The organism is Chthoniobacterales bacterium, assembly GCA_036569045.1.
Taxonomy (GTDB): domain Bacteria; phylum Verrucomicrobiota; class Verrucomicrobiia; order Chthoniobacterales; family JAATET01; genus JAATET01.
Genome location: DATCRI010000055.1, coordinates 20,358 through 37,588 on the forward strand (window position 1 = coordinate 20,358; position 17,231 = coordinate 37,588).

Annotated in this window: 20 protein-coding genes and 1 tRNA gene; 9 read left to right on the forward strand and 12 right to left on the reverse strand. The window is 61.2% G+C overall.

From position 1 onward, the window contains the following. Window positions 1-72 precede the first annotated feature (72 nt). Window positions 73-372, forward strand: coding sequence for a hypothetical protein (locus tag VIM61_10590; protein ID HEY8900847.1), 300 nt, complete (start codon window positions 73-75; stop codon window positions 370-372). A gap of 155 nt (window positions 373-527) precedes the next feature. Here the strand turns inward: VIM61_10590 and VIM61_10595 are convergent, their stop codons facing one another. Continuing rightward, window positions 528-1,082 (reverse strand): cupin domain-containing protein, encoded by a 555-nt coding sequence (locus VIM61_10595; protein HEY8900848.1) that lies wholly within the window; start codon window positions 1,080-1,082, stop codon window positions 528-530. A gap of 102 nt (window positions 1,083-1,184) precedes the next feature. Between VIM61_10595 and VIM61_10600 the strand changes: the two genes are divergently transcribed. Together VIM61_10600 and VIM61_10605 are read left to right on the forward strand one after the other, a co-directional pair. Then, the gene (locus VIM61_10600) at window positions 1,185-1,748 is read left to right on the forward strand and encodes a type 1 glutamine amidotransferase domain-containing protein (GenBank protein HEY8900849.1); all 564 of its coding nucleotides are present in this window, start codon (window positions 1,185-1,187) and stop codon (window positions 1,746-1,748) included. A gap of 61 nt (window positions 1,749-1,809) precedes the next feature. Next, window positions 1,810-3,252 (forward strand): FAD-dependent oxidoreductase, encoded by a 1,443-nt coding sequence (locus VIM61_10605; GenBank protein HEY8900850.1) that lies wholly within the window; start codon window positions 1,810-1,812, stop codon window positions 3,250-3,252. Here VIM61_10605 and VIM61_10610 read toward each other — a convergent pair. The 5 genes from VIM61_10610 to VIM61_10630 form a co-directional block, all read right to left on the reverse strand. Beyond that, a complete protein-coding gene (locus VIM61_10610; protein HEY8900851.1) occupies window positions 3,249-4,127 on the reverse strand; it encodes a DUF72 domain-containing protein in 879 nt (292 codons plus the stop codon). The two genes, VIM61_10605 and VIM61_10610, sit on opposite strands and share 4 nt — an antisense overlap. Before the next feature lie 6 nt (window positions 4,128-4,133). Then, on the reverse strand, window positions 4,134-4,424 hold the full coding sequence (bamE, locus tag VIM61_10615; protein HEY8900852.1) for an outer membrane protein assembly factor BamE: 291 nt from the start codon (window positions 4,422-4,424) through the stop codon (window positions 4,134-4,136). 51 nt (window positions 4,425-4,475) lie between these two features. Further along, window positions 4,476-5,291, reverse strand: a complete 816-nt coding sequence (locus tag VIM61_10620; protein HEY8900853.1) for a class I SAM-dependent methyltransferase — start codon at window positions 5,289-5,291, stop codon at window positions 4,476-4,478. A gap of 99 nt (window positions 5,292-5,390) precedes the next feature. Next, entirely contained in the window at window positions 5,391-6,422 is a 1,032-nt protein-coding gene (locus tag VIM61_10625) for an SDR family oxidoreductase (protein ID HEY8900854.1), read from the reverse strand. 2 nt (window positions 6,423-6,424) lie between these two features. Then, entirely contained in the window at window positions 6,425-6,577 is a 153-nt protein-coding gene (locus VIM61_10630) for a DUF3309 domain-containing protein (protein HEY8900855.1), read from the reverse strand. A gap of 170 nt (window positions 6,578-6,747) precedes the next feature. Between VIM61_10630 and VIM61_10635 the strand changes: the two genes are divergently transcribed. From VIM61_10635 to VIM61_10650, 4 genes are all read left to right on the forward strand, one after another. Then, on the forward strand, window positions 6,748-7,905 hold the full coding sequence (locus VIM61_10635) for a zinc-dependent alcohol dehydrogenase (protein ID HEY8900856.1): 1,158 nt from the start codon (window positions 6,748-6,750) through the stop codon (window positions 7,903-7,905). Between the two features lie 162 nt (window positions 7,906-8,067). Then, window positions 8,068-8,661: an isochorismatase family cysteine hydrolase gene (locus tag VIM61_10640; protein HEY8900857.1), complete on the forward strand. Its 594-nt coding sequence runs from the start codon at window positions 8,068-8,070 to the stop codon at window positions 8,659-8,661. Then, complete coding sequence (locus tag VIM61_10645) at window positions 8,658-9,161, forward strand: DUF1440 domain-containing protein (protein HEY8900858.1); 504 nt, start codon at window positions 8,658-8,660, stop codon at window positions 9,159-9,161. Before VIM61_10640 ends, VIM61_10645 begins: the two co-directional genes overlap by 4 nt. A gap of 198 nt (window positions 9,162-9,359) precedes the next feature. Continuing rightward, on the forward strand, window positions 9,360-9,884 hold the full coding sequence (locus VIM61_10650; GenBank protein HEY8900859.1) for a hypothetical protein: 525 nt from the start codon (window positions 9,360-9,362) through the stop codon (window positions 9,882-9,884). Window positions 9,885-9,980: 96 nt separating this feature from the next. Here the strand turns inward: VIM61_10650 and ligD (VIM61_10655) are convergent, their stop codons facing one another. The 5 genes from ligD (VIM61_10655) to VIM61_10675 all read right to left on the reverse strand — a co-directional run bounded on the left by ligD (VIM61_10655) (window position 9,981) and on the right by VIM61_10675 (window position 16,093). Next, the gene (gene ligD / locus VIM61_10655) at window positions 9,981-10,898 is read right to left on the reverse strand and encodes a non-homologous end-joining DNA ligase (protein HEY8900860.1); all 918 of its coding nucleotides are present in this window, start codon (window positions 10,896-10,898) and stop codon (window positions 9,981-9,983) included. Further along, a complete protein-coding gene (gene ligD / locus VIM61_10660) occupies window positions 10,895-12,460 on the reverse strand; it encodes a non-homologous end-joining DNA ligase (GenBank protein ID HEY8900861.1) in 1,566 nt (521 codons plus the stop codon). The genes ligD (VIM61_10655) and ligD (VIM61_10660) overlap by 4 nt, the downstream gene beginning before the upstream one ends. A gap of 22 nt (window positions 12,461-12,482) precedes the next feature. After that, complete coding sequence (locus VIM61_10665) at window positions 12,483-13,325, reverse strand: Ku protein (GenBank protein HEY8900862.1); 843 nt, start codon at window positions 13,323-13,325, stop codon at window positions 12,483-12,485. A 501-nt stretch (window positions 13,326-13,826) separates the two neighbouring features. Continuing rightward, window positions 13,827-14,567, reverse strand: coding sequence for an endonuclease/exonuclease/phosphatase family protein (locus tag VIM61_10670; GenBank protein HEY8900863.1), 741 nt, complete (start codon window positions 14,565-14,567; stop codon window positions 13,827-13,829). Between the two features lie 29 nt (window positions 14,568-14,596). After that, window positions 14,597-16,093 (reverse strand): phospholipase D-like domain-containing protein, encoded by a 1,497-nt coding sequence (locus VIM61_10675; GenBank protein ID HEY8900864.1) that lies wholly within the window; start codon window positions 16,091-16,093, stop codon window positions 14,597-14,599. Between the two features lie 36 nt (window positions 16,094-16,129). Here VIM61_10675 and VIM61_10680 point away from each other — a divergent pair, with 36 nt between their 5' ends. Further along, complete coding sequence (locus VIM61_10680; GenBank protein ID HEY8900865.1) at window positions 16,130-16,444, forward strand: hypothetical protein; 315 nt, start codon at window positions 16,130-16,132, stop codon at window positions 16,442-16,444. Window positions 16,445-16,620: 176 nt separating this feature from the next. On the opposite strand, the gene VIM61_10685 is transcribed toward VIM61_10680, so the two are convergent. Beyond that, window positions 16,621-16,693 (reverse strand) — tRNA-Ala (locus VIM61_10685). A 186-nt stretch (window positions 16,694-16,879) separates the two neighbouring features. Between VIM61_10685 and VIM61_10690 the strand changes: the two genes are divergently transcribed. Next, on the forward strand, window positions 16,880-17,230 hold the full coding sequence (locus VIM61_10690; protein ID HEY8900866.1) for a hypothetical protein: 351 nt from the start codon (window positions 16,880-16,882) through the stop codon (window positions 17,228-17,230). Window position 17,231: the final 1 nt, after the last annotated feature.

The window sequence follows — 17,231 nt, forward strand, 5'->3', positions numbered from 1 at the left end:
CCTCTGCTGCCGTGTCATACCGCCAGGCGTTTATTTGCGTCCCGCGGGATTTCGCCGAATGGTGATCGCAGAATGCACTACGAAGACGTTTATGCGGACGAGGAGTTCGAGGAGAAGTTTACGGAAGCGCTCGCCGATGCGGCGGCCTTGCTCCCGAAATTCTATTCGGTGGCGGCTGCCGGGCCGGCGACTTTCCGTGACTTGGCCGAACGGGTCACCCGATTTTCATTTCCGGGCGCGGTGGCCGAGAAGGACGGGCAGCCGCACGAGGGCTTTGTTTTTGGGGAACTCGAGATCGACCTCGGTGCGGACGGATATTCGCTCGCCATTCCGGAACTTAATTTCCAGGAGAGCCAGGCGACGTTCGGCTGACGGGGGACTGGCCCCGGGCGGAGAGGGCTCATCCGAGAGAATCTTCCTCGGTTGCCCGCACTGCGGGTGATCAAGTCGCTCCTCGGATCCGTTCGATCGCCGCCTTCACGCCAACAAGCCAGCCTGGATCGGCGGAGCATCCGCCGCCCGCGAGGTCAGGCGGCGCGGGCGACCGAAATCCAAATTTCTCCAAGCGGACTGCGGCCTCCCGTTAGCGGGTCAGGAGGAATCGCGATTCTGCGGATATCATTTTCGACAGTGGACAGGGCGACTTTCGAATCCTTGCGGACTTCGTCCACATCGCAACCGTGCGGATAGGCGCCGACGCCTTGAAAGTCGTCCGTCTGCCACAAACGCTGATGAGACACTCCGGCGGGAATGACGACGACATCGCCGGCCGAGATTCGGGCCGTGAATCCCGCGTCATCGCCGAAGCGCACGTCCGCTTCGCCGCGGAAGATGCCGATCACTTCATGGGTCGTGCTGTGATAGTGGGGATAATCGTAGATCGTGTATCGCCAGGCGGGCGGCCAGCCGTTGCGCTCGAAGGTTTCCTCGAAACGGTCGGCCAGTTCCTCGCCGCTCCCCTCGAGGGTGTCCCGGTAGATCAGTAGCGGACACGATGGGTTGTTCGGGCACCATGTGCCCGGGAGGAGGGCATGCTGCTCGGCAGAGCGACCGCGACCGAGGTGGGAAGTATCGGGGACCATCACGACAAGGATTCGGGTTTCGAGCTTCGGATGGTTCCTTCCACCTTAAAGGCGCTTGAAAAGGGACCGCGGAGCGGATGGGACGCGATCCCTTCGAAACTCATGAACAAAACTCTTCTCAACAAAAGAATTGCCGTTCTTGCCGCCGATGGATTCGAGCAAGTCGAACTGGAAGGCCCGATGGAAGCTCTGAAAACGGCCTCGGCGGAAGTTCGGATCATTTCTCCCAAGGCCGGCCAGATCACCGGCATGAATCACACGGACAAAGGCTCGCCGGTGGATGTGGATCTGACCCTCGAGGAGGCCGCCGCCGCGGATTTCGACGGGCTCGTGATTCCCGGTGGTCTTTACAATCCGGACACGCTGCGCTCCACGCCCGCGGCTGTCGAGTTCACCAGGCAATTCGCAGAGGCGGGAAAGCCGATTGCTGCGATTTGTCACGGGCCATGGGTCTTGATCGAGGCAGGAGTCGCCGACGGTCGGCGCATGACGTCCTGGCCCGCGATCCGCACCGATGTCGAGAACGCTGGTGGCGAATGGGTGGACGAAGAGGTCGTCGTGGACAACGGTATCGTGACGAGCCGCAAGCCCGACGACATCCCCGCGTTCAATCGCAAGATGATCGAGGAGTTCGCCGAAGGCGTGCATCCGGTTGCCGCCAACTAGGAGCGACGGCGTGAAGAAGGATTCCCTCTGGAACGAATCGCCTTTGGGGGATTTTCCTCCCTTGCGGGGAGAAATCTCCGTCGACGTGCTCGTGGTCGGCGGCGGTATTACGGGCATCACGACGGCGTATCTGTTGAAAGAGGCCGGCTGCCGCGTGGCCGTCATCGATCAGCAAAGCATCGGCGGCGGGGAAACCGCGCACACGACTGCGCATCTCACCATGGTCACGGACGCGCGGCTTCACGAGCTCGTAAAAACGATAGGCCATGACGCCGCCCGCGCCTTTTGGGAAGCGGGTCTCGCGGCCATCGAGCAAATTCGGGCGCTCGTCACGGCTCGCGAAATCGATTGCGATTTCCAGGATACCCCGGGGTATCTCTTCGCCGCCACCGACAAGCCCGAGGAGAGCGATTCGTTGCGAGAGGACGCGCGATTGGCGAAGGAATTTGGATTCGATGTCGACGGGGGCGGCACCGATCCCTTGTTCGGTCGGCCAGCGATCCGTTTTGCCAACCAGGCGAGATTTCACCCGCTTCGCTATTTGGACGTGCTGGCGAAAGCCATCCCGGGCGCGGGCAGTCATGTCTTTTCAAAAACTTCCGCCAATGGCCTGGACGCGGCCAGGCATGAGCTGCAGACGGAGCGCGGCGTCATCCGCTACGAAACCCTGATCGCGGCCACGCATGTCCCGATTCAAGGTGAGCGGGGAGCCGTTGGTGCGGCCCTTTTTCAAACGAAACTCGCCGCTTACTCGACCTACGCGATCGCGGCCGGGATCGACGACGCGCCGGACGCGCTTTTCTGGGACACGCGCGATCCCTATCACTATTGGCGCCTCGGTCGTGGCGACGATGAAAGCGCCGTGATGATTCTTGGCGGGGAAGACCACAAAACCGGGCAGCAGGACAATACCGAGGGCTGCTATGCGAGGCTGGAGGAACAGCTTCGAAAGAAGTTCCCGCGTGCGCGGGTCACGCATCGATGGTCGGGGCAGGTCATCGAGACGCCGGATGGCCTGCCCTTCATCGGCGAGATCGACGAGAGACAATTCCTTGCCACCGGTTTCTCCGGCAATGGCATGACGCTGGGGACCTTTGCCGCGATGCTCATCCGCGATCGCGTCATTGGAGCAGCCAACCCCTTTGCCGGGTTGTTCGATCCCCATCGCAAACAAATCACCTCGGCCTGGACGTATTTACGCGAGAACAAGGACTTTCCCCTTCACTTCCTCAAAGAGCGTCTCGCCTCTCCGGAGAAGCTGGAGGATGTCAAACGCACGACTGGCGCGATCGTCAAGATCGACGGCAGGAAGCGCGCGGTTTATTGCGACGAGCACGGCAAGCGGACGATTCTTTCCCCGGTCTGCCCTCACATGGGTTGCCTCGTGGTCTGGAACGCCGCGGAGAAAACCTGGGATTGCCCCTGCCACGGCTCCCGCTTCATGTCCTCGGGCGGCCTCATGGCCGGCCCGGCGGAGAGCGGACTCGAGAAGATCGATCCTTAGCGCTCCGCCTGCACGCCGAGCAGTTCGGCGAGGCGCTTCGCATCGCGCGGCGCCTTCACTTTCGCGTCGTTGTCGAAATAAACGAAGATGTCGCGGACGGCGCGCTTGCGCGGCGGCAGGACAAGCGGCGCGTCTTTTCGCGCTTCGCCTTCCACCCAATGTCGGATGCGGCGCGCCCATTCCCGCAAGGCCTTTTCCGTGTAGCCGCTGACGTAGAGTTCCTCATCGCCATGAAGGCGCAGATAGAGGAAGTCGGTGGTGATTTCCTCGACATAAGGCCATTTGCCGGCGGTATCGGCAAAGACGAAAGCCACGTTGTTTTTGCGAAGCAGCTGGAAAAACTCCGGGACGAGAAAGCTTTCGTGGCGCACCTCGATGCAATGCCGTAACCGACGCTTCCGATCGGTCTTCAGCCATGCCCGAGCGGGAAGATGATCGTCGTGCCGATGTGCGAGTTCGGCCGCGCCCGCCGTGTCGCGAGGGAGTGCCGCAAGAAACTCCTCCATCAGCTCCGCATGGAACCGGAAGTTCGGCGGGAATTGCCAGAGAATCGGCCCGAGCTTTTCTTTCAACGCCAGCAGGCCGGAGGCGAAGAAATTTGCCATGGGCACCTTCACGTTGCGCAGGCGTCGGAGGTGCGTGATGTATCGGTTCGCCTTGACCGAGAAAATGAATCCGGCCGGGGTTTCGTCCCGCCAGCGTTGGAAGGACGCCGGCTTTTGCAGCGAGTAGTGCGTGCCGTTGATCTCGATGGTCGAAAAGGCGCGCGCGGCAAACGCGAGTTCGTCGCTCTGACGCAGGCCTTTCGGAAAGAACACGCCCCGCCATGGCGCATACGTCCATCCGGAGATGCCGATGTGGACGCGTGCGGCCATGCCCGATTATTTTTTCGACGGGAAAGTGCCTTCCTTCGATTGAACGGTGTCATTCTTGAGCACAATCACGACGCGATCCCCGTCCTTGCTTTCGTAGGTGTAGGTCGTCCTGGTGCCACCGACGACCGGGATCGGCTCGTCCTTCGATGCCGAGGGACTGCCCAAAATCGACTTCACCTGCGCGGACGTCATTCCATCCTGAACCTTGTCGAGATTTTCCTGGGTGAGAGTCACCGAGGTCGCATCGCAAGCCGCCAACGCGAGAATGCAGACGCTGGCCAGGAGGGGATAAACCATTTTCATCACCATGAAATCGGACTGGGCCTTCCCTTCGGACGGGTGCGCTGCTTACGCGGCACGCACTCCGCACAGGATGATGGTCCGCGAACGATGGCTCAGCGAACCTCCGTGGTAATCTCCCCATTCCGACTCGATCTCGAATCCCCCCAGGCGGAAAAGCAGCCGGAGTTCATTGGGGAAATACACGTGCGCTTCGTAGTCGTCGACAAATCGGGCACCTTTCTCCGTCTCCGAAAAACGATCGTAGAAATAACGAACGCTCATTCGTTGCGTGTCTGCCTGATAACGGGTCGCGCGGCAGCGAAGCAGCCGCTGATCCTCATCCTCGAAATCGCCGTCCAGGCGAAGCACGCTGTGGCTCGGCGAAAGCATGGACTCGGCCAGTGTCGGGTAATCGGGAGCCACCTCGGCCACAACGAATCGGCCGCCTGGAGCGAGCGATTCGAACGCATGATTCCATGCGGAAATTTGCTCCTCGATCGTGAGCAAATGGCTCAGGGAGCCACATCCCGAGAAAATGAAATCGTATCTCTCGTCCGCGTTCCCGGATGTCACGTCCCCTTCCTTCCATTGGACGAGACTGGCATCTTCGGCGCGCCGGGCCGATTCCAGCATCGCATGGCTGGAATCCACCCCCGTAACAACGGCGCCCCAGGCGGACGCGGTCTGCGCCATCGGGATCGTTAGCCGCCCATTCCCGCAGGCAAATTCCAGAATGCGGGCGGGGCGATACATCTCCACCAGTCTTTGAAAGAATCCGATGTCGGGCTGGGAGCCGCTGTGCTCCAGATCGTAAGTTCCGGGGTGATCGTAGATCGACGCCATGCACTCCGAGTTCGCATGGAAAAGACCGACCACGGGCATGGCAACCGATGGTGTGGCGTTGATTTTGGTGCTCCCAGCAAGGCTTTAGCCGTTGCCGGGCTGAGGGGCTGCGTGGCAGGCGCAACGGCGGCCGATTTTTTAGCGAGCTGGCGGTGAATGCCCACGCAGTTCGTTGTTTCGAACCGCCGCCCGGTCGCCCAGCCGAGTCAGGAATGTCGGCATCCACCGTGAGCGACTTTCCCATCCGCTCGCCAGTTCCGAACCGCCTTCATCCGGCTTTTCGGGCAACAATCGAGCGACGACAGCCTCCGCCGCCGCGACCAGGGCTGGTGTCAACGCGGCAGCCACGACGGCTGCCTGAGCCTGCCAGGTGATCGTGAGATCGGCGTCGCCTCGCTGGATCGCGGAAACGATCTGCCGCGCCGCCCGCACCGCGCTGATCGACGCGCCGGGAAGGCTCGCGCCATGACCGAACCACGCAAATTCCGCCTCTCGATTTCCTTTGAACATTGCGTTCCAATGCGAGCCGGTCCGCATGAGCCCCGGGCAAACCGTCGTCACAACGATGCCGTCCCTCTTCAACTCGGCGCGGAGCGCGCCGGAGAGACCGACGAGGGCGAACTTGCCTGCGCAATACGAACTCAAATGGGGAACCGGGACTTTGCCACCGATCGATGAGATATTCGCAATGCGTCCGCCGCCCTGGCGTTTCATAACGGAAAGCACTGCCTGCGTCAGTCGCAACGGCGCCCACAGGTGGATGGCCAGCGAGCGGTGGAAGTCGTCGTGCGTGAATGTTTCGAAAGGTCCAACGACGATCTCGCCCGCGTTGTTGACGAGGATATCGATTGCGCCGTGGTGAGTGGCGATCTTCTCGGGAAGTGTTTCGCAGGCGTCGCCCTCGGTGAGATCGGCTGGCCAGATGCTGACTTCGATTCCGTGTTCGCCGAGTTCGGCTGCGGCTCGTTGCAGCTCGGCTTCGTTCCGGGCGATCAAGGCCAGCCGGGCGCCTCGAGATCCGAAGACCCGAGCCAATTCCAGCCCAAGTCCACGAGATCCGCCGGTAATGGCGACCACTTTTCCGTCCAAGGGCGTCTTGCGCCGACGAAGAACGCCGGAACCAAGCAGCAGGGCCGCTCCCCCGAGTGCCGCTATTTGCCAGGTGCGCATAATCAGCCGCGGCGGAAGAGCGCGAGGATCAGGACGATCACCAGGATCAGGCCGAGACCGCCGCTGGGGTAGTATCCCCAACCCGTGCTGTAGGGCCAGGCAGGGAGCGCGCCGAGGAGGAGAAGCAGGAGGAGAACGATCAAGACCAGTCGCATGACCATGGATCGCGCGAGCGAGGGCGCTTAGCCGTATCCCTTCCCCTCTTCAGACGCGCCGGCGCGGGAGCCGTCCCGACTGGCCGTGGAGGGACCGGGACAACCCTGAGCGGCGTTCATGAATGTTGGGAAACGGAACCGCCTCACGTGCGGCACGCGAATCCAATGCAATGAAGGCGTCCGTTTTTCACAAACCCGGCGATATCCGCGTGGATACCGTTCCCGATCCGACCATCCGGCATCCGCAGGACGTGATCTTGAAAGTCACCTCGACGGCAATCTGCGGCTCCGACCTGCATATCTACAACGGCTTCCTGCCGCAGAAACGGCCGATGGTGCTCGGCCACGAGTTCATGGGCATCGTGGAGGACGCTGGCCCGGAGGTGACCGCGGTCGCGAAGGGGGATCGGGTCATCATCCCGTTCCCCATTGCCTGCGGGCATTGCTTCTTCTGCCAGCACGACCTGCCGGGTCATTGCGAGGAATCGAATCCCGAGAAATACGGCCCCGAAGGCGGGCTTTTCGATCAGAAGGGCGGCGCGCTTTTTGGCTACACGGATTTTTACGGAGGCTATGATGGCGGTCAGGCCGAATACGTGCGGGTGCCTTTCGCCAATGTCGGCCCGCGCAAGGCGCCCGAGGAATTCAGCGACGACCAGCTGCTGTTTCTCACCGACATCTTCCCGACCGGCTACTGCGGAGTGAAGTGGGCAAATGTCCAGCCGGAGGACACTGTGGCGGTCTTCGGCTGCGGCCCGGTCGGGCTGATGGCGCAGAAGGTGGCTTGGGTCTTTGGAGCGAAACGAGTCATCGGCATTGACATCGAGGACTACCGCCTCGCGATGGCGGAAAAATCGGCACGGTCAGAAACGCTGAACGCGGAAAAATCCGACGTGGTTGCCGCGATCCGCGAGATGACTGGCGGCCGGGGCGCGGACGTCTGTATCGACGCGGTTGGCCTCGAGGCGCGTCGTTCTCTGGGCGACAAGATCAGCAATGTCTTCCACGGCCAGGCCGGCAGCATCAAGGTGCTCGAGACTGCGATCAGCGCCGTGCGGCGCGGCGGGCAGGTGAGCGTGCTCGGCGTCTATGGCATGCCCTACGATAATTTCCCGCTCGGCCAGATCTTCGACAAGGGCATCCACATGCATTTCGGTCAGGCCACCGTGCAGCCGATCATCGACGAGCTGATCGATTGGGTGCGCGAAGGCAGGATTCAGCTCGACGACATCATCACCCACCGCCTGCCGCTCACGGACGCCGCGCGCGGCTATGAGATCTTTGGCAAGAAGCAGGACAACTGCGTGAAGGTGATCCTCCAACCGTGATGGAATGAAAAAGTCCTCCACCCAAAGACAGGGCGTCGCCCCGCGTTCCACGCTCGCAATCGCCGGGAAGAAACGCCCGCCGCGCATCGAAAAGCTCGCGGGCGATGAACTGCCGCCACCGGAGGCGGCTGCGAAAAAGCGCACGCGAGAGAAAGAATCTCCATGATCGGAAAAGGCCATCGAGCGAAGGGCGGCGCGTTCTCGCGTTCGCACGATGCCCTTCTTCTGATCGACGTCATCAACGACCTCGACTTTCCGGAAGGGAAATCTCTTCTCCGAGCCGCGCTCCCCGCGGCGAAGAAAATCTCCGCCTTGAAGGGCCTGGCCGGTCGCGCCGGAATTCCTGTCATTTACGTGAACGACAATTTCGGACGGTGGCGTTCCGATTTTCGGCAGCAGGTGGACCATTGCCTTCAAGCGAACTGCATCGGCCGACCTCTGGCGGAATTGCTGAAGCCGGAGGAGGAGGATTATTTCGTCCTGAAGCCGATGCACTCCGGCTTTTATTCCACGTCGCTGGAAGTCCTGCTCGAACAACTGGGCGTTCAACGTCTGATCCTGACCGGATTCGCCACGGATCTTTGCGTTCTTTACACGGCCAATGACGCCTACATGCGGAATTATCGACTCGCGGTTCCCCGCGATTGCGTGGCGGCCGAGTCCCTCAGGAGATCCCGCACGGCCCTGGAGCATATCGGCAAGCGACTCGATGCGGACATCTCTCCATCCGCTGGCATCCGATTTCGGAAAAGATGAATCTTCCGCTCCGGCTTCTCTTCGGTGCAATCGGTGGTTTCAGCGCCACCGCCCCGATGACGGCGACCATGCTCGCTTTGCATCGTCGGCTGCCACCCGCCAAACAATATCCGCTGCCGCCGCGGGAGATCGCGGCGCAGGCGGTCCAGACTCATGATCGGAATGTCGACAGTCTGGTCACTGTCGCCTCGCATTTTGCCTATGGAGCCGCGATGGGGGTGGCTTACGCGGCGGTGGCTCCCAGCCCCTCACAGAAGTGGGGAGTGAAAGGGGTCGGCGCCGGGTTAGCGGTGTGGAGCTTCAGCTATTTTCTGCTGTTGCCGCTCTTGCGAATTCTCCGTCCGGCTCATCGCCATCCTCCCGAGCGGAACCTCCTCATGGTGATCGCGCATCTCGTGTGGGGCGCGGTGCTCGGTGGATTCTACGCGACGATCGTTCGGGATGAACAATCCAAGGGGCTGATCGCAGGTTCGCCGTTCCCACACCACGACCAGGCTTGACGACGGCTCAGCTCCTGGAACTTCGCAGCGAACGCCGGTCCGAACTGCAAAATCATCACCACCGCCAGTGGAGCCGTCACGCTGCGTGGCCCGGTCGATTCCGCGAAGGAAAAGAAGACGATCGCCGGGCACGCCAAAATGGCTGGTGCAACGAGCATCACCAATCAACTCGAAGTCAGAACCTCAAACTAAAACCCCATGTCAAAATCCATCGTTGGAATCGGAACCCGCGGCCAGGCCGAGAGCCTGGTCAATCGCCTGCAAAATGAAGTTGGTATCGCGTCGTCGGAAATCTCCATCCTGCTTCCCGATACCGAAGGAACGCATGACTTCGGTCACGTCAAAGCCTCGAAAGCTCCGGAAGGGACCACGACGGGGGCCGTCGCGGGCGGTCTGACTGGCGGCGTGCTGGGTTTGCTCGCTGGAATTGGCGCACTGGCCATCCCGGGTGTCGGCCCCTTTATCGCGGCCGGACCTATCATGGCGGCGCTTGGCGGAGGAGCTCTGGGCGCGTCCGCTGGCGGATTGGTGGGAGCCCTCGTGGGATGGGGCATCCCCGAATATGAGGCAAAGACCTACTCCGAGAAACTGCACAAGGGAAACTACCTCGTTGCTGCCCGCACCCTCGATGGCGACAACCTCGACAAGGTGAAGGCCGCTTTCAAGCAGGAGGGCTTGGAAGACATCGCGACCACCGGCGACGCCACCCCGCCGAAAGCCTGATCGGTTCGATTATTCCAAAAGAGCAGGAAGGCCCTCCCGATCGGGAGGACCTTCCAATTTAAGGTTCTTCTTCGTCGCGACTGCCGAGTCGTCGTGTCACAGCTTCTTCAGGGCCGCGAGGGAGGGCAGTCTCTGCTTCAGCTCGAGCACAGGCGCAAAGAGGTCGCCCATCTTTTCCACCCGCTCGAGCACTTCATCCGAGGTGAAGGACAGAGGCTTCTTTTTCTTCGCGGCATTTTCGACTTCTTTCCAGCTCACCGGAGTCGAAACGGTCGGAAGCTCCCTGGCCCGCAGTGAGTAGACGTTGATCGTCGTCTTCTTGTCGTCGTTCTGACTCCAGTCGACGAGAACCTTGCCAGTTCGCAGGCTTTTCTGCATGCGCGACACGACCCGCTCCGGCGCCTTCGCTTCCAGCAATTCCGCGACCGCGTGCGCGAACGGTTTCGTTTTTTCGTAGGTTGTCGATGTGTTGAGCGGCACGTAGACCTGCAGGCCCTTGGAGCCGGAAGTTTTTGGGAAACTCTCCATGCCCAGCGCGGCGAAAAGATCCTGCAGCCAAAGGCCGACATTGCAGCAAAGAACGATGTCAGCCGGCGATCCGGGATCGAGATCGAACGCAAGAAACTGCGGGCGCTCGATCTTTGGCGCGACGTGGAGGAACGTGTGCAATTCCAGATCGGCGAGATTTGCCGCCCAGACCAGTGCGGGTAAATCGTTCATCACGCAGTAATCGATCTCGCCGCCCTCGGTCTTGGGAACCTTTGTGGTCTTGACCCATTTGGGGCGATGGACGGGACATTTCTTTTCGTAGAAGAAAAATCCCTCCACGCCGTCGGGATAGCGTTTGAGGGTGATCGGCCGGTTCTCGAGATACGGCAAAAGCACGGGAGAAATCCGGATGTAATAGTCGATTACCTGGCCCTTGGTGAATCCGACTTTGGGATACAGGACCTTGTCGAGATTGGTTACGTCGACCTTTGTCCCGCCGACGTCGAGGGTGGAACGCGTCCTCATGCCGTCGGCCTTTCCCGCACGACCTCGGCGGCATCCTTGTCCTCGCGCAGGCCGAGAAACACGGGCTGGCGGAGGTGGTGGTCCTGCGTCCACTCGCTGAATTTTACCTGGCAGACCAGTCTGGGCTCGATCCAGCGGCAGCGCTTCATTTCGGATTTGGTGATCGCCTGTCCCCAGCGGTTGCCTCTCGGCTCGGGCAGGTCGGAGAACGGGCAGTCGTCAATGGCGAGGCGCTTCATCGCGGCATGCATGCTGCGCAAAAGCACGTGGGAGAATCCCGTGCCCACCTTGCCGCAGAAGACGAGTTTCTTCCTTTGGTAAACGCCCACTATGAGAGCGCCGAAGAACTTTCGCGAACCCTCGGGCTCGGTATAGCCACCGATCACGAATTCCTGCTCGCGGAGCAGTTTGAGTTTGATCCAGGCGCCGCTGCGCGAGCCGGCCTCGTAAGTCGAGTCCTTGCGTTTTCCGATCAGGCCTTCGAGCCCGAGCTGGCGTGCGTGTTCCAAAAGGGCGACTGCGTCGTCTTCCAGAGTGGCGGAGTAGCGAATCACCCCGCTGCGCTTTGGAAGGATGGACTCCAGCGCGGCTTTCCGCTTCTCGACCGGAAGGCGTGAAAGATCCTTCCCGTTCAGCCGCAGGAGATCGAACACGTAATAATAAAGGGGCGGCTTGTCGCGGCCCATTTCGAACTGCTGCAACAGCTGAAACGAGGAACGGCCTTCTTCGTCGAGAGCGACGATCTCGCCGTCGATGATGGCATCTTTGACCTTGAGCGCCGAGACTGCCTCGAGCACTTCGGGGAATTTCGCCCCGAAGTCTTTGTTGTTCCGCGAAAGCAGTCGGGCTTCATCGCTGCCGCGAAGGGCCAGCGCGCGATAGCCATCGAATTTGATTTCGTAGAGCCAGCCATCGTCCTTCGGCGCATGAGCGGCGAGGCGAGCTTTCATTGGCTCGATGAAATCCGGGATCGGCGTGGAAACGGTCTTCTTCGCAGTCGCGGGCCTGGATTTCCAGACGCGGTCTCCCTTCGCCAGCTCTTTCATCGATTTGCCGGAGATCACCGATGTGTCGTCGGCTTCTCTCGAGACCGGCTTCATGCCCTCGCCACCGCGAATGAGCAGCCAGCTGGCCTCGTCGCGCAGGCGCACCAGATACCATTCGCCGGAAAGCTTCTGGCCGCTCAGGACGAAGTGGAGCTTCCCCTTCTTGAGATCTTTCAACGGCGATTTGCTCAGGGGCTCGAAGGTTCCGCGGTCCCACACCATGACCGTGCCGCCGCCATACTGGCCCTGGGGAATCGTGCCCTCGAAATCGATGTAGGAGACCGGGTGATCCTCGACATGCATCGCGAGCCGCTTCTCGCCATGCTCGCAGGGGATTCCCTTCGGCACGGCCCACGACTTGAGCGTGCCGTCGAGTTCGAGGCGAAAGTCGTAATGCAGGCGCGTGGCCTCGTGCTTTTGAATGACGAAACGGTGCGCGGCTTTCTTTGGCCTGGATGCCGGCGGCTCGGCCGTTTTCGAAAAATCCCGTTTTCGTTTGTATTCGGCGAGTGACATCACAAATTCCGGACGAAGACAGCTAGGCAGCCTTTTTCCGTGCCTTGGTTGGCCTCGATTTCTTGCCCGGTTTTCGCGTCGCAGCCGCCCTTCCGGAGGTCTTTTCGATGCTCTGCTGAAGCACGGAAACCAGGTCGATCACGTTGGTCGGTTTGGCCCGGCTCTTCGATGGCGTGGCCGTCTTTTCTCCATGCTCGAGCTTGTCCTCGATCATCTTCTCGAGCGCGTCGCGATACTCGTCCGTGTATTGCTCCGGCTTCCATTTGTCGGTCATGCTCGAGATGAGCTGCCTGGCCATGGTCATCTCGGGCTTCGAAGGCGCCTTCTCGGCGGGCGACTTGAACTCGGACGCATCGAGGATTTCCTGCGGGAAGTGCATGAGCTCGAGTATGAGGCCGTGTTCCTGCGGCTTCACGGCGGCGAGATGCTGACGGGTGCGGATCACCACTTTTGCGATGGCGATCTTTCCGGTTTCGTCGAGCGCTTCGCGGAGAAGCACGTAGGCGCGGTCGCCGCCTTTGCCGGCTTCCATGTAATACGGTTTGTAGAAGAGCAGGGGATTGACCTCGTCGAGAGAGACGAAGTTGAGGATGTCGACTGTCTGCGTGGCCTCGATATCCACCCGGGCGAAATCCTCTTCCTTGAGCACGACGAACTTCCCTTTTTCATACTCGTAGCCCTTCACGATCTGGTCCCACGGGACTTCCTTCCCGTCGGCCTCAGCGACGCGTTTGTAGTTCACGGGGCTCTGGTCGGAGACTCTGAGGAGGCGGAACTTCAGTTCCTCGCGGCGGGTCGCGGGGTAAAGCGCAACGGGGATGTTGACGAGGCCGAAGGTGATGGCTCCTTTCCAGATCGATCTCATGGCTTTCGCGGGTCCAGTGATACTTCGGAACTCGGAAGACTCGCGGCGGTAACTACGGCAAGAGACGCTTCAAAAGGTTGAAGGCGGCGAGCCGCGGATCCCTTTGAACGGCCTTCTTTGTTCCGGCACGACCGCCGGGATGGAGCGATGCGAATCTCCAAGAACCCCTGATCGAATTATGCCGAAGGCGACAAATCCAGTTACACGGACAAGCAGAAGCGCCAGGCCGAGCACATTGAAGAGGGTTACGAGAAGCGCGGCGTGTCCAAAAAGGAGGCCGAAAGCCTCGCCTGGGCGACCGTCAACAAGACCAGCGGCGGCGGGAAAGAAAGCGGCTCTGGGCGTGGTAGAACGGAGAACAAGGCTCCGGCGAAAAAGGGCGGCCGAAAAGGCGGAAAGGCATCGGGAGGGAAAAACAAGTCCTCGTAGTCAAGCCGCTGGAGGCCTCGCATGATCAAACCGGCGCGTAAGGTTTGGTCACACTCGCGCACAAAACCGATATCATCCTGACCCGCATCCAGCGTGGGCCGCCATGAGCGTGGCTCTTACGGGAAGATGATCGGATGCCCGCACCGCCACTGCGTTTCGGACCGCGATGGCTTCTTCGATTCTGAGCGCGTCGTTGACGAGAACATAGTCGAGCGCGAGCACAGGCCACCAAGACGGAAAGCTGGCGGGACAAGTCGCCGGCGACGGCGCATGGTGGTTTCCCAGCACGGCCATCAAATGTCTGTGCGGCGAGGATCCCGGACGGCTGTTGAGATCTCCGAGCGCGACGACTGCCTCGCCCGCCGGGACTTCCGCAAGCCAACCCGGCCCGGCCAGCAATCGCGCCTGGATCAGCCGCTCCCGCCGGCCAAGGCCCAAGTGGGTGTTGAAGACGTGCACCTTGCCAAGCGGAGTGGCGGCTTCCACCCAGATCGCCCCTCGCGGTTCCCGACAATAGAATGGTGCGGCGCAAGGCAACGCTGCCGCATGCCGCAGGTTCGTCGGATAGCGACTCAAAATCGCGTCGCCGTATTGCTCCTCCTCGCGTCGCATCGCGGGATGAAAGTGATACTTCCAGCCGAGCTTTTCCGCGATCAGCGCCGACTGGTCCACGCCCGCGGAGCGGCGGCGATTGAGGTCGAGTTCCTGCAGGCCGACGATATCCACGTCGAGCGACGCGATGACCTCGGCGATGCGCGCCTCTGACCGGCGACCGTCCGTTCCCACGCAGCCATGCACGTTGTAGCTGGCCACGCGCAATCGGGGCGTTGTCGTGATTGCGCTCACATTTGTGTGCGCGCGAGCGCCGCCAGATTTCCCGCCGCTCTTTCCGTCCACGGGCGCTGGCGCCAGTCCTCGAGCGTGATCGGGCGGCTGCGGCCGAGGTCTTCCTCGAAGATTCGGGTGTGCCTGGCTGCAAAATCGCGATCGAGAACGTTGAGGTTGGCCTCCTCGTTGAGTCGCAGCGAGCGGTGGTCGAGGTTCGTCGAGCCGACCGAGCACCAGGAATCGTCCACGATCATGTATTTGCAGTGGAAACGCGCGGGCTGGTATTCCCACAAACGCACTCCGCTCTCGAGCAGAGGGCGCCAGCGGGAGCGCCCTGCAAGCCGGGAAAGAGGGGCGTCGTTCTCTTCACCCGGCGCGATCACATCCACTTCCACACCGCGGTCCCGCGCCTCGATCAAAGTCCGCCGACAAAGGTCGTCGGGAATGAAAAAGGCATTGGCGATGCGAACGCTCTTTCGTGCCGCGGCGATGGAGAGAAGGAACATCAGCCGGGCCCCGTCGGCGCCCTCCGACGCCGAACTCTTGAACGCCTGCGCCCGCAAGGTTCCTTTTGGTTCCGGCTTCGGGAAAAATTTCTCTCCGTGCAGCACCTGCGCCCGTGTCTGCATCCAGTTGTCCAGAAACGCCTGCTGCAGCTGCGCGACAGCCGGACCTTCGACTCGATAGTGCGTGTCGCGCCACCGGCCGGAGGTCACGCCATCGCCTTCCCAGGCATCCGAGATGCATGTTCCGCCCAGAAAGCCGACCCGGCCATCCACCACGAGGAGCTTGCGGTGCGTGCGGAAATTGACCCGGCCGAGCCAGGACCATCTGAACAGCTCGAGTTCGACCGGCGAGTTCCGCAGCGTGTTCATTGCCCGGGCGTGCAGTCCGCTGCATCCGAAAGCATCCTGGAGCATATGCACGTTCACTCCGGCCCGGGCCCGCTCTGCCAGCGCTTCGGCGAAGGCATTGGCCACGCGACCCTCGTGCCAGAGGAAATTCTCAAAAGTAATTGTCCGTTTGGCTGCGCGAATCGCTTCCAGCATCGCCGGGAAAATCTCGTCTCCATTCTGAAGAATCGTCACCTCGTTGCCTGGCACCAGGGGAGGCCCCATCAATTGTCCCATCACCCGCTCGAACACCTCATCGTTCACCCCGTAATCCGCATGGATGCGATGACGGATCTTCCTTTCGGTTTCGAAGAAGTTCCGGGCGATGAACAGAGTTGCCGCGCCGCTCCCGACAGCCACGCCTAACAGCCTGGGCCAGGTGAGAGAGGAGGAGGGTTTTCGCTTCACTTTCCGAACAAGGATCGCGTTGCAGCAGGCGATCGGCCGTTGCGTGCCGGCCAATGACAGGAACAGGGTCGAACCCGTAATGCCATGAGGCAGGAATCTGAGATCAACCGACTGGGGATCGGCCGTGCGGGCATCGTTGAAATAAGCGACGAGATGATCGAACAACGCGCACGTGATCTCGCCTCGGGCTGCCTCCGGGGTGGATTTCACGGTCGTTCCGACACGCTCCGGGGCACCGACCGAAAAATGACCGCCCTCAATCGTAAACACTCCCGCTCCGAGAAAGCCGAGCCGCCCGGAAACGCGCGACTGGTCGAAGCTGCGCGCCGTGGCGAAGGCCCGCCGCGGGCTGAGATCGTCTTCGTCGGCGAGCAGCCAGGAGATCTGGAGGACGTTCGGGTGCTGCGTGATCGCGGCAGGGTGGTGGCTTCGGAGTTTTGCGAGAAAGCTGTCGTAACGATCCATCCGTTGGCGTTGCTCCGAGCGCCCGATGACGTTGCCCGCGAGAAAAACTACGGCGATTTCGTGTCCGATCTGCGGGCGGTGGCTCGGCTTCTTTGAGGTGGCAGGCGGTTCTCGCGGAGCAGGCACTCGCCGACTTCCGGGGTGACCTGCAAAAGGGAATCACCTTGCAGCGACGATCCGGAAAATTTCCGCGCCGAGGGAAATTGTGAATCCCTGTGCTTTTTCCGAGGAATTTCGCACGGCCAAACCAGCACAGTCGACCGGGGGGGAAGTGGAGCCTAGCGGGATCGAACCGCTGACCTCCTCAATGCCATTGAGGCGCTCTACCAACTGAGCTAAGACCCCTTCTGAAAGGTGGAGGGGAGACGCTACCGGTCGATCCCGGCAAGGGCAAGGGGAAAATCAGGGTGACTTTGTGGTCCGAATTTTGAGCGGGAAGGCAATTGTTGCGGAAATTTTTCCCTCTTCCGGGCTGGGTGAGGGCCAAATCGCTTGAACTTCTTGCGCCACGAGGCAAAGCCTTTCTCGTCCATGTCCGACGCATTTGAACAGGCCGCGGAGGCCGCCATCCTCGATCACGTGCTCAGCAAGCTCCGCCTGGGAATTTATGATCCGTTGCAACCTCGCCGACCAGCCGTGGAAGTGGCGTCCTTTGAAATCCAGATGCTGGAGCATGACGAGGAAAGCCTCGTGGCCCATGCTGCAGGGCCGGTCGTTTTACGCGGACCGGCGGGCGAGGTGGAGCAGTTCTTGCGAGTGAGCGTGCCGGTCGATGCGACGGGTGCGATTCCCGACGGCGCGGAGATGCGCGCGGTTTACATCGTGGAGACCAATCCGGAAAACGGGGCGTGCAAGGAAACCGCCGCGCTGGCGAACGCCTGAG

Bases quoted from the DNA above. Each gene is read 5' to 3' on its own strand.
- VIM61_10590 (HEY8900847.1), top strand. From the start codon at position 73: ATGCACTACGAAGACGTTTATGCGGACGAGGAGTTCGAGGAGAAGTTT.
- VIM61_10595 (HEY8900848.1), bottom strand. From the start codon at position 1,082: ATGGTCCCCGATACTTCCCACCTCGGTCGCGGTCGCTCTGCCGAGCAG.
- VIM61_10600 (HEY8900849.1), top strand. From the start codon at position 1,185: ATGAACAAAACTCTTCTCAACAAAAGAATTGCCGTTCTTGCCGCCGAT.
- VIM61_10610 (HEY8900851.1), bottom strand. From the start codon at position 4,127: ATGGCCGCACGCGTCCACATCGGCATCTCCGGATGGACGTATGCGCCA.
- bamE (HEY8900852.1), bottom strand. From the start codon at position 4,424: ATGGTTTATCCCCTCCTGGCCAGCGTCTGCATTCTCGCGTTGGCGGCT.
- VIM61_10620 (HEY8900853.1), bottom strand. From the start codon at position 5,291: ATGCCCGTGGTCGGTCTTTTCCATGCGAACTCGGAGTGCATGGCGTCG.
- VIM61_10625 (HEY8900854.1), bottom strand. From the start codon at position 6,422: ATGCGCACCTGGCAAATAGCGGCACTCGGGGGAGCGGCCCTGCTGCTT.
- VIM61_10630 (HEY8900855.1), bottom strand. From the start codon at position 6,577: ATGCGACTGGTCTTGATCGTTCTCCTCCTGCTTCTCCTCCTCGGCGCG.
- VIM61_10635 (HEY8900856.1), top strand. From the start codon at position 6,748: ATGAAGGCGTCCGTTTTTCACAAACCCGGCGATATCCGCGTGGATACC.
- VIM61_10640 (HEY8900857.1), top strand. From the start codon at position 8,068: ATGATCGGAAAAGGCCATCGAGCGAAGGGCGGCGCGTTCTCGCGTTCG.
- VIM61_10645 (HEY8900858.1), top strand. From the start codon at position 8,658: ATGAATCTTCCGCTCCGGCTTCTCTTCGGTGCAATCGGTGGTTTCAGC.
- VIM61_10650 (HEY8900859.1), top strand. From the start codon at position 9,360: ATGTCAAAATCCATCGTTGGAATCGGAACCCGCGGCCAGGCCGAGAGC.
- ligD (HEY8900860.1), bottom strand. From the start codon at position 10,898: ATGAGGACGCGTTCCACCCTCGACGTCGGCGGGACAAAGGTCGACGTA.
- ligD (HEY8900861.1), bottom strand. From the start codon at position 12,460: ATGTCACTCGCCGAATACAAACGAAAACGGGATTTTTCGAAAACGGCC.
- VIM61_10665 (HEY8900862.1), bottom strand. From the start codon at position 13,325: ATGAGATCGATCTGGAAAGGAGCCATCACCTTCGGCCTCGTCAACATC.
- VIM61_10680 (HEY8900865.1), top strand. From the start codon at position 16,130: ATGACCGCCCTCAATCGTAAACACTCCCGCTCCGAGAAAGCCGAGCCG.
- VIM61_10690 (HEY8900866.1), top strand. From the start codon at position 16,880: ATGTCCGACGCATTTGAACAGGCCGCGGAGGCCGCCATCCTCGATCAC.